Annotated in this window: 13 protein-coding genes, 2 pseudogenes and 1 riboswitch; of the genes and pseudogenes, 7 read left to right on the forward strand and 8 right to left on the reverse strand. The window is 35.3% G+C overall.

Going from position 1 to position 17403, the window contains the following annotated elements:
* Window positions 1-2: 2 nt before the first annotated feature.
* Window positions 3-1640 (reverse strand): PTS transporter subunit IIBC, encoded by a 1638-nt coding sequence (locus tag ILS93_RS25780; protein WP_064477217.1) that lies wholly within the window; start codon window positions 1638-1640, stop codon window positions 3-5.
* A gap of 205 nt (window positions 1641-1845) precedes the next feature.
* Window positions 1846-3510, reverse strand: a complete 1665-nt coding sequence (locus ILS93_RS25785) for a glycoside hydrolase family 13 protein (protein WP_141537826.1) — start codon at window positions 3508-3510, stop codon at window positions 1846-1848.
* A gap of 244 nt (window positions 3511-3754) precedes the next feature.
* On the opposite strand from ILS93_RS25785, the gene ILS93_RS25790 reads away from it, so the two are divergent.
* Window positions 3755-5089 carry an FAD-binding oxidoreductase gene (locus ILS93_RS25790; RefSeq protein ID WP_222661594.1) on the forward strand — a complete coding sequence of 445 codons (1335 nt, stop codon included), beginning with the start codon at window positions 3755-3757 and terminating at the stop codon, window positions 5087-5089.
* 31 nt (window positions 5090-5120) lie between these two features.
* Here the strand turns inward: ILS93_RS25790 and ILS93_RS29225 are convergent.
* Both ILS93_RS29225 and ILS93_RS29230 read right to left on the reverse strand, forming a co-directional pair.
* A pseudogene (locus tag ILS93_RS29225) lies at window positions 5121-5693 on the reverse strand (methyl-accepting chemotaxis protein); the annotation flags it as partial.
* A 369-nt stretch (window positions 5694-6062) separates the two neighbouring features.
* Window positions 6063-6413 (reverse strand): annotated as a pseudogene (locus ILS93_RS29230) (HAMP domain-containing protein); the annotation flags it as partial.
* Between the two features lie 211 nt (window positions 6414-6624).
* Here ILS93_RS29230 and ILS93_RS25800 point away from each other — a divergent pair.
* The 3 genes from ILS93_RS25800 (at window position 6625) to ILS93_RS25810 (ending at window position 9046) form a co-directional block, all read left to right on the forward strand.
* On the forward strand, window positions 6625-7347 hold the full coding sequence (locus tag ILS93_RS25800; protein WP_064477213.1) for an amino acid ABC transporter ATP-binding protein: 723 nt from the start codon (window positions 6625-6627) through the stop codon (window positions 7345-7347).
* Between the two features lie 121 nt (window positions 7348-7468).
* Entirely contained in the window at window positions 7469-8260 is a 792-nt protein-coding gene (locus ILS93_RS25805; protein WP_064477212.1) for an ABC transporter substrate-binding protein, read from the forward strand.
* 93 nt (window positions 8261-8353) lie between these two features.
* Window positions 8354-9046 carry an amino acid ABC transporter permease gene (locus ILS93_RS25810; RefSeq protein WP_064477211.1) on the forward strand — a complete coding sequence of 231 codons (693 nt, stop codon included), beginning with the start codon at window positions 8354-8356 and terminating at the stop codon, window positions 9044-9046.
* A 52-nt stretch (window positions 9047-9098) separates the two neighbouring features.
* Here ILS93_RS25810 and desB read toward each other — a convergent pair whose 3' ends face one another.
* Window positions 9099-10184: a Delta(10) desaturase DesB gene (gene desB, locus ILS93_RS25815; RefSeq protein WP_064477210.1), complete on the reverse strand. Its 1086-nt coding sequence runs from the start codon at window positions 10182-10184 to the stop codon at window positions 9099-9101.
* Window positions 10185-10764: 580 nt separating this feature from the next.
* Here desB and ILS93_RS25820 point away from each other — a divergent pair.
* Window positions 10765-12291, forward strand: coding sequence for an FAD-dependent oxidoreductase (locus ILS93_RS25820; protein WP_222661596.1), 1527 nt, complete (start codon window positions 10765-10767; stop codon window positions 12289-12291).
* A 143-nt stretch (window positions 12292-12434) separates the two neighbouring features.
* A complete protein-coding gene (locus ILS93_RS25825) occupies window positions 12435-13736 on the forward strand; it encodes an MFS transporter (protein ID WP_088046917.1) in 1302 nt (433 codons plus the stop codon).
* A gap of 14 nt (window positions 13737-13750) precedes the next feature.
* Here ILS93_RS25825 and ILS93_RS25830 read toward each other — a convergent pair whose 3' ends face one another.
* Window positions 13751-14533 (reverse strand): nucleotidyltransferase domain-containing protein, encoded by a 783-nt coding sequence (locus ILS93_RS25830; protein WP_222661597.1) that lies wholly within the window; start codon window positions 14531-14533, stop codon window positions 13751-13753.
* A 121-nt stretch (window positions 14534-14654) separates the two neighbouring features.
* Entirely contained in the window at window positions 14655-15764 is a 1110-nt protein-coding gene (locus tag ILS93_RS25835; RefSeq protein ID WP_098102451.1) for a PRK06851 family protein, read from the reverse strand.
* A 149-nt stretch (window positions 15765-15913) separates the two neighbouring features.
* A riboswitch (SAM riboswitch) is annotated at window positions 15914-16026 on the forward strand.
* Between the two features lie 84 nt (window positions 16027-16110).
* On the opposite strand from ILS93_RS25835, the gene ILS93_RS25840 reads away from it, so the two are divergent.
* The gene (locus tag ILS93_RS25840; RefSeq protein ID WP_064477205.1) at window positions 16111-16743 is read left to right on the forward strand and encodes a cyclase family protein; all 633 of its coding nucleotides are present in this window, start codon (window positions 16111-16113) and stop codon (window positions 16741-16743) included.
* A 27-nt stretch (window positions 16744-16770) separates the two neighbouring features.
* Here the strand turns inward: ILS93_RS25840 and ILS93_RS25845 are convergent, their stop codons facing one another.
* Window positions 16771-17151 (reverse strand): hypothetical protein, encoded by a 381-nt coding sequence (locus tag ILS93_RS25845; protein ID WP_000424111.1) that lies wholly within the window; start codon window positions 17149-17151, stop codon window positions 16771-16773.
* Window positions 17152-17403 lie beyond the last annotated feature (252 nt).

Genomic DNA, 17403 nt, shown 5'->3' on the forward strand with positions numbered 1-17403 from the left:
TATTACGCACCTAACATATCTTGAATGTCTGACTTTAATACGTCAGCTTTCGGACCATATACTGCTTGTACACCTTTATCTTTTACGATAAGTCCTAAAGCACCATTTTGTTTCCACTGTGCTTCTGGTGCAACAACATCTAAATCTTTTACTGTTACACGTAAACGCGTCATACAAGCATCTACGTCAGCAATATTTTCTTTACCACCTAATAAATCAATAACTTTTGTTGCTAATGAACCATCCTGTACATTTCCTGTTCCTTCTGATGACTCATCTTCATTATCAATATAGTTACCTGCACGTCCTGGTGTTGGTAAATTGAATTTTTTAATTAAGAAATTGAATAATGTAAAGTTCAGACCAAAGAATACTAATGAAACGATAACGAAATTGATTAAATCTCTAGTTAGTCCTGCATTAACCATCATCGGTGTACGAGTAATTAATTCAATAAATCCAAATGCGTGAACACGTAAGTTAATTAAATCTGCTAATGCGAATGCAAGTCCTGTTGTAATTGCATATACAACATATAATACTGGAGCAATAAACATGAACATGAATTCAATTGGTTCTGTTACACCTGTTAAGAATACTGCTAATGCAGCCGATAAGAACATTGGTTTATACTTTGCACGTTTTTCTTTATCAACATTACGGAACATCGCGAAAGCAATACCCATTAACGCTGCTGTTGAACCAATAACTTGTCCAGCTTTGAAACGAGCTGGTACAACGTTATTTAATAAATCGTTATATGCTTTCGTATCTCCATTTGCTAGTAAATTATTTAAGTCTGTAATCCATGCAAGCCATAATGGATCTTGTCCTGCTACAATTTGTCCAACTTTTGAGCCAGTTAACATCGTATATGTTCCGCCTAGCTCTGTGTAGTTCATCGGAATCGTTAACATATGATGTAAACCGAATGGTAATAGTAAACGCTCTAACGTTCCATATACAAACGGTGCAACAACTGGTGCACTATCTTTAGATGCTGCAATCCAGCGACCGAATTCATTTAATCCACTTTGGATGAACGGCCATAAAAGTGATAATACAATTGCAGTGACTGTAGACCAAACAATTACAACGAATGGTACAAATCGTTTTCCGTTAAAGAATGCTAATGCCTGTGGCAGTTTATTATAGTTATAATATTTGTTATATAAAGTAGCTCCTAAGAAACCTGTGATAATCCCTACGAAAACTCCCATGTTTAATGCTGGTGCACCAAGTACAGAAGTAAAGTAATCTTTTACAACTAAATCTCCTGCTAATACTGAAGAAACTTTCGCTTTTGAATCCGCTAACATTTCAGCGTTTACGCCAAATATAGCTCCTGTAATTCTGTTTGTTAAGACGAATGCTAATAGCGCTGCAAATGCACCACCTGCGCGATCCTTCGCCCAAGATCCCCCAATTGCTACTGCAAATAAGATGTGTAGATTTGTAATAATTGCCCAACCTATGTCTTCCATTACGCGAGCGATTGTATGAACTGCGTTAATATCCCCAGCAGACATCCCAATTAACTTACCGATAGAAATCATTAAACCAGCTGCTGGCATTACAGCTACAACAACTAATAATGCTTTTCCGAACTTTTGCCAAAAATCAAAAGACGTAATTTTCATCTGTTCTTCCTCCCCTTTATTTATAACAACATAATGATTTAAATTATAATTTCTGTTTCTCTTATGAAAACGATTCCTTATGTTACTTTATTTTTATCTTTACGCAACCGTTTTCATAAATCTATTTTAATAAAAGCGTTTTCACTTTGCAATAGAAATTTATTTTTTTTCATAAAAAAAGATGCTCTAAGAGCATCCTTTTTTATTATGAAATACGATAAACCCTTGTTTCATAAGGCTTTAACGTGATTGAAGTTACTTGTTCATTTTCCGCAACTTTATAGTTATTTAAAAGCAAACGTTTGCGTTCTAGTGCGAATGAACCCTCATTATACACAGCTTCCTCTTTTGAGATATTGCTAATTACAACGACTTTTTCATCGTTTAATGTACGTGTATATGCATAAATTTGCGGATCGTCTTCTAGAAGTAAATCGTACGTACCGTAATTCAGTACATCGTGCTCTTTTTTCAAGGCAATCATTTTCTTATAGAAATTGAAAATAGAGTTTTCTTCATTCTTTTGCTTTTCAACATTAATTTCTTTGTAGTTTGGATTCATACTAAACCAAGGCGCACCTGCTGTAAAGCCAGCATTCATCTCATCGTTCCACTGCATAGGTGTACGAGAATTATCGCGGCAAGAAGCCCATATAATTTCCATCATATCTTGATGTGGTACGCCCTCTGCAATTTTCTCTCGATATAAATTTTTAATTGCTACATCATCATAATCTTCAATATTTAATAATTGAACGTTCGTCATCCCAATTTCTTGTCCTTGATAAATAAACGGTGTACCGTGCATAAAGAAGTACATTGCTCCAAGAGCTGTTGCACTTTCACGCCAATATTGTTTATCATCTCCCCAAGTTGAAACGATACGTGGCTTATCGTGATTCTCAATATATAAAGCATTCCATCCTTTATTTTCTAACCCTTTTTGCCATTTCGTTAATACCTTTTTCAGCCCTACAACATCAAGATCTTTCTTCTTTTCTGCATCCCATAAACTTAAATGTTCAAATTGGAATACCATATTGAACTTGCCTTGCTCTTCTCCAACCCAAAGCTCAGCATCTTCAATCTTAACGCCATTCGCTTCACCAACAGTCATAATATCGTACTTAGAAAACGTATTCTCTTTTAACTCTTCTAATAAAGGCTGAATACCATCCACATTCATATGTTTATCAAAAGATGGTACATACTTTAATTCTTTTGGATTTGGCATATCTTTGAAGCCATCTTCTTTTTTAATATGGCTAATCGCATCCACTCGGAAACCATCAATTCCTTTATCAAGCCACCAATTAACTGTATCGTATAAAACTTCGCGAACTTCTTTATTCTCCCAGTTTAAATCTGGTTGTTTACGTGAGAATAAGTGTAAATAATATTGTCCTGTTACTTCATCATATTCCCATGCCGACCCATTAAAAATACTTTCCCAGTTGTTTGGTTCCGCACCATCTTTACCATCGTGCCAAATATACCAATCACGCTTCGGATTGTCTTTAGATGAACGAGACTCAATAAACCATGGATGTTCATCACTTGTATGATTAATAACTAAATCAATAATAAGCTTCATATCACGCTTATGAACTTCATCTAGTAACGCATCAAAGTCTTCCATCGTACCAAACTCATCCATGATATCTTGATAATCACTAATATCATAACCATTATCATCATTAGGTGACTTATACATTGGACAAATCCAAATTACATCTATACCTAAATCTTTTAAATAATCCAGTTTCGCAATAATACCTTGTAAATCTCCAATACCATCACCATTTGAATCCATAAAGCTACGTGGATAAATTTGATAAGCAACTGCTTCTTTCCACCATGTCTTATTCATAGTCCTTCTCTCCTTTTGCATCCCATCGGAAATTTTATGCAAACGTTTTCGTAACACTATCATAACAAAATATGAATAGTTTGCAACTGTTTTCATTGAACTCTATGTAGATTCCTCATTCTTATGCTTTATTTATTTCTCACAAAGGCAAATCTCATTCCTCACCTATTCTTGTCCACACAGGTTACATACGATTTTCATATATTAATAAAAAGAACTGCTTATTTTAGAAAGGAGTGATCAATTGAAACAAACAAAATTAACAGGTCGTATCGTTGTTCCTTCAGATCCTGACTATGACGTAGCCCGAATGAATTTAAATTTAAGTATTCCAAAACTCCCTTGTATTATTGTTTTTTGCCAAAATAAAAATGATGTGTGTAACGCCTTAAAATGGGCACGTGAACGTCATATACCATTTCGCTTAAGAAGCGGACGTCATAGCTATGAAAATTTTTCTCTTCTAAATAGAGGACTTATTATTGATGTGAGTGAAATGCATCGCATTACTGTTAATACAGATAAATTAACAGCAACAATTGAAGCTGGTGCAAACCTTGGCACTGTTTATAAAGAGCTTTGGAATTATGGTGTGACAATACCGGCTGGTACAAGCGCAAGCGTTGGAATTGTTGGATTAACACTTGGCGGTGGCATCGGTATGCTTTCACGCTTATTTGGATTAACATGTGATCAATTAGTAGAAGTCGAAATGGTACAAGCATGCGGTAAATTCGGAGCAAAAATCATTCGCGCAAACGAACATGAAAACCATAACTTGTTTTGGGCGTGCCGCGGTGGTGGTGGTGGAAACTTCGGAATTGTTACTTCTTTAACTTTTCGAATGCATCCTATAAAAAATGTATCAATCTTCTCAATTACATGGGAATGGGAAGAGTTTATCGCTGCATTTCAAGCGTGGCAAAACTGGGCGCCTTATATAGACAAACGTCTCACTTCATCAATTGAATTATTCGCAAAGCAACGAAATAAAATTGAAGTAAAAGGTGAATTTGTTGGCTCTCCCTCTGAACTCCATTCCTTATTATCTCCTCTTCTTGAAACTGGTACCCCCTCTCTCTTTATAGATGAAGTTCCTTATATAAAAGCTGTTGAATTTTTTAACAGTGGGAATATCCCTGAAAACTTTAAGCGCTCCGGTTCCTACGTATATGAACCTATCCCTCTTAAAGGCCTTCAAATCATGAAATATTTTCTTTCTCATGCACCAAATAAAGATGCAAGTATTTGGCACCAATCGCTCGTAGGTGCTGTTGAAAATATTACCCCTACTGAAACAGCTTATTTCCATCGTAAAGCAATTATTGCACAAGAATACATTACCTCTTGGAAATGCGATGATGAAGAAAATCGCATTATACGCTGGGTTAAAGATTTACGAGAAAGCTTAGATCCTTATACACTAGGTGACTATGTCAATTGGCCCGATATCGATATTATAAATTGGCAAACTAGTTATTATGGTTCTAACTTTCAAAGATTGCGTAAAGTGAAAACCATATATGATCCTTGCAATGTTTTTCGTTTTCAACAAAGTATCCCTCCTTTTCATACGTAAAAAAGGAAGAACAGAATACTGTTCTTCCTTTTTACATTGAAAATCGTTCAATTGTTTGTTTCAAGTCTGCTGCTTGCTTCTCTAAATCCTTTAACAATTGATCGATTACTACCATATTTTTAGATTGTTGCAACGTCACACGTGCTACTTCTTGTGAACCAGCTGATGTTTCTTCAGCAATTGCTGCTACAGCCTTTGTTTGTGCTCCTGTTTGATGAATGTGCCTCACTTGTTCGTTCATATAGCCACTAATTTGCTTCGTTGCATCGGCTACTTCCATAACACTTGATGACATTTCTTTTAAAATTAATTCCGTAGCTTCCCCACGTTGTGCCTCTTCTTTAGCTATTGTCACTTGTTCTGTCATTTTCATTGCAACTTGTTGTACTTCATCTTGCATATTTCGTAATAACTGCGATATGTTTCTTGCAGAATGATCACTTTCATCAGCAAGTTTCCGTACTTCCTCCGCAACAACTGCAAAGCCCCTTCCATGCTCTCCAGCACGAGCCGCCTCAATAGAAGCATTTAGTGCTAACAAATTCGTTTGACTAGCAATCTCACTCACAACAGAAACAATATGTTCTACTTGTTTCATTCGTTCTTCTAATTTCTGTACATTTTGCATCGAATTTTCATTTTCTTTTGCCAATGCTTGAATACCTTGAATTAAAGAAGTAAAGACTCGTATACTTTGCCCTAAAGCTTGAACCATTTCTAAAGACAACTCGTCAGACTGTTTTGCTTTTTCTTCTACTTCACTCGCAATAGAAGTTGTTGTATCAACAGCAGAAACAATCGCCTGAATGGAAGCAGCTGATTGCTCAGCGCCAGAAGAAATCTCTGTAAGAGTTTCAGACACACCTCGTGCTTGCTTTGTTGCTTCCCCTGTTTGCCTTCTAATTTGCTGTACTTGATTGTTTGTATACGAAAATGTTGTATCAATATTTTTTACCATGCCCCTTAAGTTTCCTAACATCATATTAAATGCGACACTTAAAGATTTAATTTCATCATCTGCCTTCGGTAATGGAACATCTTCACGAATATCACCCTCAGCCGCTTTCCTTGCCGCCTCCTCTAACTTTCGAAGCGGTTTAATTAGAAATATGGCTGCTCCATACGCTAATATTCCAGACCATACTACGCCTAATAGCATAACAATGATATTATAAACGGTTTGACTTACATAATCTTGAAAATAATCATATATAACGTAAATAAAAATTAAACTTGTCGAATATGTAATAAAAGCTAAAATTGTAGTGAATAGCATAAGCTGCATACGTAAGCCAAAGGAAAATGTCTTCCTTTCTTTTTCCATTTTTTCTTTCCCCCTTTTTATAAGCAATATAAATACTACCTATATATTATTATCCATATTTTCATTATAGAAGGATATAGGGATTTTTAAAATTTATTATTTCCTTGAATATCAAATCCCACGAAAAAAATGAAGGATTCTGACAATTTGTGGCTAATAACAGAAATAAGGGGAAACATTTGTAAAATATATTTTTGACTGGGGGTTTTGTATGATTCAGGTTCGAAATCTAGTAAAATCATTCGGCTCGCTTGATGTTTTAAAAGGAATTGATTTACAAGTAAAAGAAAAAGAGGTTGTTGTTTTAATTGGTGCCAGTGGTTCCGGTAAAAGTACATTACTTCGCTGTCTTAACTTTTTAGAAATGTATGATGAAGGTGAAATTCACTTACAAGGTGAACGAATTGATCCACAGCATTCAAATTTAAACAAAGTCCGTGAAAATGTCGGAATGGTTTTTCAGCACTTTAACCTCTTTCCCCATATGACCTCGCTAGAAAACATCATAGAAGCACCTATCCATGTAAAAAAATTAGAAACAACAAATGCAAAGGAAATTGGAAATCAGCTTTTGCAAAAAGTCGGTCTACAAGATAAAGCAGATGTAACTCCCCACCTCCTGTCAGGTGGTCAAAAGCAGCGTATTGCCATTGCACGAGCTCTTGCTATGAATCCTAAAATTATGCTATTTGATGAACCTACCTCAGCCTTAGACCCTGAACTTGTTGGAGAAGTATTGCAAGTTATGAAAGAACTTGCTGAAGAAGGAATGACCATGGTTATTGTTACTCATGAAATGAATTTCGCAAGAGATGTAGCAGATCGCGTCATATTTATGGATGATGGAAAGATTGTAGAGGACGCTCCGCCAGCACAATTCTTTTCAGCTCCATCACATGAACGAGCAAAGCAATTTTTACGCAACGTTTTATAATGTAACTTCTGTTTCAAATGAAAAGAAATACATTCATACGGTGCACAACTAATTGTCCAAATAAAATATCTCAGTAACATACTTAAAACCATCCGTATGATCAATATATAGGAGGGGTTTTATGAAAAGAAAACTATTAACCATTGTTGCGAGTATTACATTATGTACATCCTTCATACTAGGAGCCTGTAGTAAGGAAAGTGCTACTACTTCAAATGGTGAAAAAGAATTTCGTTATGCGATGAGTGGCTTATATAAACCTTTTAACTATAAAGAAAATGACGGAAAGCTTGCCGGTTTTGATGTGGAAATTGGTGAGGCACTTGCGAAAAAAATGAATATGAAACCCACTCCTATTACAAATCCGTGGGAAACGCTAATTCAAGGTCTACAATCGAAAAAATATGATGCTATATTGGGCAGTATGGCAATTACAGAAGAACGCTTAAAAGCCGTTAGTTTCTCCAATCCTTATTATCGTTCTGGTGCCCAAATTTTTGTTGCTAAAAAGAATACATCTATCTCTTCTCCAGAAGATTTGAAAGGTAAGAAAATTGGTGTTGTAAAAGCTAGTACCTTTAAAGACCTTGTTGCAAAACATACAAATCAAATCACAGAATATGATAGCGATATTACTGCACTTATGGACTTAGAACCTGGACGTATTGATGCAGTAATCACTGATCAAATGGTTGGTTTACGCATGATCAAAGAAGGTAAATCAAATATAAAAGAAGCTGGAAAACCATTAAATCTTGATGAAATGGGAATTGCTATTCGTAAAGATGATAAAGAAATGGTTGAGAAAGTAAATAAAGCTTTAGATGAAATCATTAAAGATGGTACGTATGAAAAGATCAGTAAAAAATGGTTTGGACGTAATATTCTCGGTGAAGAGGAAAAAACGAAGTAAATTAGCTAGTCAAATGTTTCAGACATTATGCCCCACTTTTTATGTGGGGTATTTCATTCCCTACCAAAATCCATACAATATGAGGTGACACATATGTTTGAAATTTTTATGTCTACTTATCCCACACTCTTAAAGGCTACTATTGTCACATTACAATTAACACTAACATCCCTATTAATTGGTTCACTAATTGGATTACTATTCGCTTTTTTTCGAATCTCTAACAATAAGATTTTAAATAGTATTGCTCATGTATATATCGCCATTATTCGTGGTACACCTTTAATTGTTCAAATTGCCATTCTCTATTTCGGTATTACATCGATTATTGTCTTCACTCCTTTTTGGGCAGGAGCAATTGCTTTAGCAATCCATAACGGTGCATATATTACTGAAATTTTCCGCGGATCCATTCAATCTGTCGACCGTGGACAATTGGAAGCTGCTCGTTCTTTAGGCATGCCTTATCCTTTAGCTATGCGCCGTATTGTATTACCACAAGCATTTCGTCAATCTCTTCCTCCTTTAGGAAATCAGTTTATTATTGGATTAAAGGACTCTTCTCTCGTTGCATATGTAGGATTGTCCGAATTATGGGGATCAGGTTTATCAATTGCTGCAAGTAACTTCCAACAGTTAGATACATACATAATCGTTGGTTTATATTACCTCGTACTTGTTCTTGTATTTACTTATTTTGTTAATCTTTTAGAAAAACGCCTACAACGAAAAGAAACAAATTCAGTTCAATTTAGTAAAAAGAATAAAAAAGAAGTCTCTTTATAAAAAAAAGCAAGCCTGAAATGGCTTGCTTTTTCACTGCAAAATATATCAATTTTTACTGATTTACTTTTTTAATACTCTCTTCTTCCTCTATATGTTCCTCACGATATGAAATATTATGAGGATCTAGTCCATTTCCTAAAGAACCATAGAAATGCTCTCTATGCGGATCCACTAATTCACTTCCTTGATAATACACACGTGGTGTATTCCATAGCGCTGCCAAAGCTTTTGTCATTGGCATCTCATGATAGCGTTCCGGCCACATTTCTTTAATTTTCTCTTTTACTAACGGATAGTATTTAGAGCTCATAGCAGGGAACAAATGGTGTTCTGTATGATATGAGAAATTGAAATGTAAAACGTCTACCCAGCGCGGCACTGTTACTGATAAACAGTTCGCTAACGGATCATTTACTGGAACAATTGGATTTAAGCGATGATTTGTTGCGATATATGCCATTACAATAAAGTTAGCAATTAACAATGGAATTACATATGCAAATAACCATTTTCCAGGTCCCATAATAAACAATAAACTAATCCAAACAGTCCAAGGCAAAAGAAGTTGAAGCCATACAGATTTTTGATTGGATGACTTAAATTCCTTTATAAAATGAAAGAACATTCGAGTCGAATGTAACGTAAATTGAATGGTTAGTGACAGAAAACTAAAGAATGAACGAACATGAAGAGGCATGCGATATACCCACCTCAAAAACTTACTCTTTTTCAGTTTCTCCAGTGTAGGCCATGCATCTGGGTCATTCTCTTCATGTTGTGTATGAACATGATGCGTTGCATTATGCCACTTTCTCCAAAGCTTCGGGCCAGTTGATAATGGCATAAATGCTATCGCGCCTAAAAAATCACGAAGCCATGCTTTTCTTACCACTGTTCCATGTAAAATTTCATGTCCTAAAAATCCAAGTGAAGCAAAACATAATCCAAGAACAATCGCAATTCCTAGATTCGCCCACACATTCAATTCAAATACACCAATCGATATTAACCCCGCCAATGCCACAAGCAAATAAGCCAGTCCACCAAATAAACGAGTAGGAACTGGTTTAAATGCTTTTTTCGGCAAATGTGGTGATACACGTGCTGCATACCACCCAAACGTATGAAGCTCCTTCATCCTTTTGCCCCTTTCTTATGCCGCGCCTTGCGCAACTTACATATATCAATTCTTGCTTCCAGATTGATTTTACTAGGTGATTAAAAAAGCATCTATTATAAGGAAAATATACTCACTCTATCGTCACTTATTTTTCGCTTTTATTATCAATGAAAAACATTTCTCTTTTTACTCTCTATCAACCTTTCCACATGATGAATCATATCAATAGAATTTCTATATTGTCAACAACTTTTATGACCTAGTAATAAAAGTTGGTTATATTTTTATAATTATACTTTATTTCACTAAAGAATAAACATATATTTTATAAGGTTTCGCTCCTTATTTATATACATACAATTCCATCCTACAAACTCTATTTTATTCAAGAACTCTCGTTATAAACAACAAATAAACTCACCTGAATCTAGCTTTACACAACTCATACCTCTTCATACCGACAACACCAAATAATTATATTAAAATAATTATATCTCTCTTTTAATAAAAATAGACTCTTTCTAAAACAGCGCACATGAATTTCATATCATATGGAAATATTAAAAGGAAAATTGTTCTAAAATCGGGAGGTTTTATAATGACAAGCGATACATTTCCACAATTCCCATTATCTTATTGGATTGAATCTACTCAGGTCCCTGCTTTTCCCCCTTTATCTGAAGATACAAAGACAGAAGTTGCTGTTATCGGAGCTGGTATTACAGGCATTACGACTGCCTATTTACTTGCAAAAGAAGGTATGAACGTTGTTTTAATTGATTCTGGGCTTATTTTGAATGGAACGACTGGGCATACAACAGCAAAGGTAACAGCACAACACGATCTTATTTATGATGAATTAATAAATCATTTCGGTGTGGAAAAAGCGAGGCTTTACTATGAATCAAATAATCATGCTCTACAATTCATAAATGAGACGGTGCAAACATATAAAATCGACTGTAATTTCTCAAATGAAGATTCATATTTATATACAACTACTGATAATGGATTAAGAAGTTTATCGAAAGAATATGAAGCCTATCAAAAATTAAATATACCTTGTGACTATGTTCAATCTCTATCAATTCCGATCCCAGTACAATCTGCACTTGTCATGAAAAACCAAGCACAATTCCATCCCCTCCTTTATTTGAAAACACTTTTAGAAAAGTTTGTGGAGATGGGCGGAAAAGTTTATGAACAAACAACAGCTATTGATGTGGAAAAGGGTGATTATCCACAAGTCATTACAAAGGGCGGACATCGCATCACTTGCAAATATGTTGTCTCTTGTTCACATTTTCCTTTCTATGATGCGAATAGCTTTTTCTTTACGCGAATGTATGCCGAACGCTCTTATGCTCTTGCAATCAAAGCAAAAACGGATTATCCAGGTGGCATGTATTTAAGTATTGATGACCCAAAACGTTCCTTGCGCTATACAACAAACAATGGAGAAAAATTAATTTTAATTGGCGGAGAAAGTCATAAAACAGGACAAGGAATAAACACAATGCTTCATTATGAAGCACTGTATTCTTTTGCGGAAGCAACGTTTGGAGTAGATGAAGTTCCCTATAGATGGTCAGCACAAGATTTAATCACGCTAGATAAGCTTCCTTATATCGGACATATTAACGAAAGAAATCCAAATATATTTGTTGCAACTGGATATCGTAAATGGGGAATGACAACTGGAACTGCTGCCGCTCATTTACTGAAGGACTCCATTCTAAAAGTCCACAATCCCTATAAGGAACTGTATGCACCATCACGCTTCCATGCAAATCCAGATATAAAAACATTCCTCTCCCAGAACATTGATGTTGCGAAACATTTAATTGAAGGAAAGATTGAAACCACATTACGTAAGCCAGAAGATCTCGAAGTTGGTGAAGGATCTGTCGTACATGTTAACGGAAAACGAGCAGGTGCTTATAAAGACAAAGATGGAAAATTACATATTGTCGATACAACTTGTACACATCTCGGCTGCGAAGTTGAATGGAATAATGGTGATTGTACTTGGGACTGTCCTTGCCACGGTTCACGCTTTTCAATTGAGGGAGATGTTATGGAAGGTCCAGCAGGTCAACCGTTAAAACGAGTTGATAATGAGTAAACAAATAAAGAAGTTCAACAGGTTTCCTGTTGAACTTCTTTATTTGTTATAAAACATTTTCAGATAAATCCCGATACAAGAAGGAAAATATTAACATAAAATAAAATAATATATTCATCTACAAATTAAAAGGAGTGAATATTATGCAACCTTCAGCTCCACCTCATCTAGAATCTACAGAAACTATCTTTTCGAGCTCTATTACAAAACTTGTTGTTTTTATTTGTTGGCTAGCTATTCTAGCTGATGGATATGATTTAGGTATTTACGGGGCCGTTCTGCCAAAGCTCCTAGAAGACAAAAGCTGGGCACTTTCACCAGCACACGCTGGTACAATTGCTAGCTATGCTTTATTTGGGATGTTTATTGGCGCTATTCTAGTTGGAACCATTACAGATCTAATTGGGCGAAAATGGACGCTTATATGCTGTTTAGCACTTTTTTCTATCACAATGGGTCTAGCTGCACTTGCTCCTTCTCCTGAATTATTTGGTTTATCTCGATTTATTGGAGGAATCGGATTAGGCGGTGTTATTCCAACAGCTTCAGCACTTACCGTTGAATATTCACCAAAAAAGCGGCAATCTTTTATTTATGCTCTTATGTTTACTGGCTATCCTTTAGGTATCGTGTTAGGCGCTATTTTGTCTATGTTTCTGTTAGAAGATTTCGGATGGAGAACTATGTTTGGCATCGGAATGATTCCACTGCTCCTCATTCCTTTCATCATTCGTTATTTACCTGAATCCATTCAATTTTTATTATCACGTAATCGCCAAGAAGAAGTAGAAAAAATCCTTCATCGTTTTCAAATTGAATTCCATGAAAACGATGAAACTCATCAAACCTCATCTAATATACGAAAGAAAAATGGATTTCTTACTTTATTCTCAAAAGAATACATAAAAGCAACGCTGCTTTTTTGGATCACTTATATAATGGGAATGTTTTTAATATATGGTTTAAATACTTGGTTACCGCAGATGATGCGCCAAGCAGGATACCCTCTTGGATCTAGTTTATCATTTCTACTTATGCTAAATATTACTGCCGCTATCGGTGCATTATTTGCTGGAGCAATTGCGGATCGTATAGGAGCTAAAATTGTTATTAGCATCTCCTATCTTATGGCAGCTATATGTATTGGACTATTAACAATTAAACCATCTGTTACAACCATCTACCTTTTAATTGGTCTTGCTGGAATTGGATCAGTCGGCATTACTCAAATATTAAATGCATATGTAACACAATACTTCCCATCCCATATCCGGGCTACTTCCTTAGGCTGGGGACTTGGACTTGGCCGAGTTGGTGCAATTGCTGGTCCTATTCTTGTCGGTATTATTATGACAATGCAGTACGACTTAGCATGGAATTTTTACTTATTCTCATTCGCAGGTCTTCTCGCAGCTATATCTGTTTTCTTTATTCCTACAAAATGAAAAAGAGCACAAACTCACTTGTGCTCTTTTTCATTTACTGCAAACAACATATCTCGAAACAATGTATTTAAACTCTCAATGTCGATTCCTAATCCCTTTTCAATTCCTTTTACATATTGCTGGTAGTAATGAAGTTGTTCTTCTAAAAATTGATTCAACACCTCAATTTTTAATCCAATATCTAATTCAGTACCTGCCTTTTTCTTTATTAACAACTGTTCAATTTCATCTAATACACTGCGTTCTAATGATAACTCTGTAATCAACCGATCAAATTCTACAGGTGGTAAAGTCTCTTTCTCCTCTAACCATTTACAAGCTAAAATAGGACGTAATACATAGAAGTACTTTTTCAACTTTACATTCTCACCTTGCAAAAATTCACGATAATTTTTTGAAGCCATATGTAGGTAATGATATATCGTTGCTTTTGGATTAAAGTGCTTATCACTCATTTGCTGAAGTTGTTCTGGAAAATGAGAGTTTTTCGAATAAAAAATCGGTGATCGAATCCATTCGAGTAAAGCTGGGTTTGACTTTGCGAATAATTGTAACGCTTTTTTAATATCCCATCCGCTTATATCTAAATCATCACTAATCGGATACTCAATTACATCTCGTTTATCATGAATTGATAAATACCATTCGACCGGGTGCATATAAACGAATCTAACATCATAATCACTATCTTTCGATGGAAATCCCCAAGCACGACTCCCTGATTCCACTGCAAATAAAATTTTCACATCATTCTCTTGTTCAATTCTTGCTAACTCCAACCTAATTTTCTCTCTCATTTCATACCCTCTCCATTTTTTGATTATTTCCTTGGAAATTCGACAAATATACTACTAAGTTTACTACATACTAAAATAGCTGTCAGAAAATTCCCGACAGCCTACCAAAGTTCCTTATTTTTTACTTGTTCTTTTCTGTTACACTAACCGCAATTCGTTCAAACTCTTTTTGAATCTCCTCTTTATATGCGTCTACTTTTGAAAAATCCATAGCAGCAATATAAATTCGTTCTAATTTATCACGAACTGATTTCGCTTTCGCTAGGAAAGACATCGCCTCATTCATTTTTGCTTTATATTGAATCGACACGTCACGAATTTCTGTCGCATACTTCTCATCTGTCCCTGGTGTCACAATCAAGGCATACATATCTATAATTTCATCACCTTCGCGGCTCGGAAAATATTCATGTGGTGCGGTACTATCAAAAATTGCAAACCCTAATTCTCTTACGATAACCATATCAAGACTATTTGGATCAAATCCACAATGATATACTTCAACTTCAAATCCTTTTTCTTCTGCTGCCTTAGCTAATTTTTTAAGCATTGTTGATTTCCCAGAGCCTGGGCGTCCTTTTATAAAATAACGATGTGGTAATCCCTCTGTTAAATTCGGAACAAAATCAACTGCTCCTTTCGGTGTAGCTGCCCCTAAAAACCGGTGTTTCACAAGCGATTGTTTCCCGCCTTTATCTGTAAATAACTTCTGAATCAGCTGATCGGTTAGTTCATTTGCTTTATTAAAATCAATATTATTAATATATATGTTCTCCCACTCATCATGTATAACTAGTGCCTCGTTAAAACATGCGTAAGCAGTTTGAAAAGCCTTACTTGCTTCTGAAACAAATCGTTCAATTTCCACCTTCTGCTTTCTTAATTTATCTGAGTCCCAAGCAACCCCTAAATTAATATACTCTTCGACAACTCCTGGCATTTTCGGCTCAATAACATGCGGTGATGTTCCATCAACAATTCCTACTTTTAACTTCGGGATAATTACACCATCAACCGATTTATTATCAGAAGAACAGTGTAAAAATTCAATATCATATCCTTTTTCAACCCACTCACGACCTATTGCTTTGATTAAAGAAGATTTCCCGGTTCCAGGACCACCCTTTAAAATAAATAACCTGTTTAGCCCTTTTAAATTCTCGTCGTATAAATTATGAAATCCTCTAGCTGTATTTCCACCAGCGTAATAATTCAATACATTTCCTGTCACTGCACTCACTCCTTCGCAGCATTCTATTTACATAAGCTACAATATGCGAGCAACTTTATTTGGGTGAATACCTATTTTGTATTGCACGAAAAAAGGAAATGAATTACAATTTAAAAGTAGTGAATATTCAGAAACAAAAACTTAATATGTCTTTATCAAGAGAGGCAGAGGGACCGGCCCTTTGACGCCCAGCAACCTCAGTTTATATAAACTGAATAGGTGCTAATTCCTGCAAAATGCATTGCATTTTGAAAGATAAAACGTAACTATTGTGTGCAAAACTCATCTTTCTTGATTATGAAGGGTGAGTTTTTTTATTTCAAAACATATATTGGAGGTATTTAAAATGAAAGTAATTGACCTATCACAAACATTTGAAAACAATATGTCCCAATTCCCTGGAACACCAAAAATCAATTTAGGAGCCATTACAAGCGTTGAAGAGACAGGCTATCAAGTTACAGATTTTCATTCTGTCGTTCATGTTGGCACGCATTGTGATGCTCCTGCTCATTTCATTTCAGGCGCAACGACTATTGATCAATTACCCCTAGATCAATTTGTAGGCGAAGCTGTTCTTATTGATGTAACTCATATTCAAGAGCGAAAGTTACGTAAGGAAGTATTACACAACGCTGACATAAAAGAAGGAGATATTGTTATTTTCCATTCCAATCTATCTACTAAATGGAATACAGAGGCGTATGAGCAAGAAGCTTTTTATCTTTCTGAAGAATTAGCCGAGGAATTAGTTCAATTAAAAGTAAAATCGGTCGGCCTAGATTTCATTTCTCCTGATGAGGTAACGACAGAAACATCACCAATACATCACATACTACTTGGGAATAATATTTATTTAATTGAAAACTTAACAAACTTAGATGCAATTCACACGAAACGTTTCTTTTTCTCAGCGGCACCTTTAAAAATTAAAGATAGCGACGGTGCTTTCGCAAGAGCATTCGCTGTAATTTTTTAAACAAACTATACAAAAAAGCAAAGATCATCATTGACCTTTGCTTCTATTTTTTTTATTTAAACTAAGAAAGAATTGCTCAACACGAGGACGTAACCAAGCTAAATAATCTTTCTCTTTCTTCTTTGTACAAGCTATTTCTTCCCCATCTACCATTCCGACAAGCTCTAGCTCTAACAGTTGCCTCGTAAATGCTAGCATATTTATTTCTTCGTCTGGATACTCTTCTTTTAATTTCTCCTCAATTTCCCCTAATAAAAAACCGTCACGCATCATTGCCAATGCATCAATCCAAAGTGGCGGCATTTCATATTTTTCTCCTGTAATTGTATCTTTTACAATATAATTCTTTTGCTCTTTTCGAAATTGAATCGTGTGTAAACATACAGTCGAATTTAATGTTAATTCCATCATACCACCTCTTTCATAATATCTGCATAGAAAAAAGGATGCGCGTGCACCCCTTCTTTCTCTAACACTACCGAACCGTTACATGAATAACAAATCTCATGTCGATATTTTCCTCCATTATAAACGAAGTATTTTATAAAAAAAACCCTTCTTGAAACATTTTATAAAATGTTTATATTTACACAACAAGAACACTTTTCTGAAAAATATTTTCCTCTAGCATATTATGCTGTCGGTAAAAAAATTTCCACT

The organism is Bacillus sp. 16GRE42, assembly GCF_019837435.1.
Classification (GTDB): domain Bacteria; phylum Bacillota; class Bacilli; order Bacillales; family Bacillaceae_G; genus Bacillus_A; species Bacillus_A wiedmannii.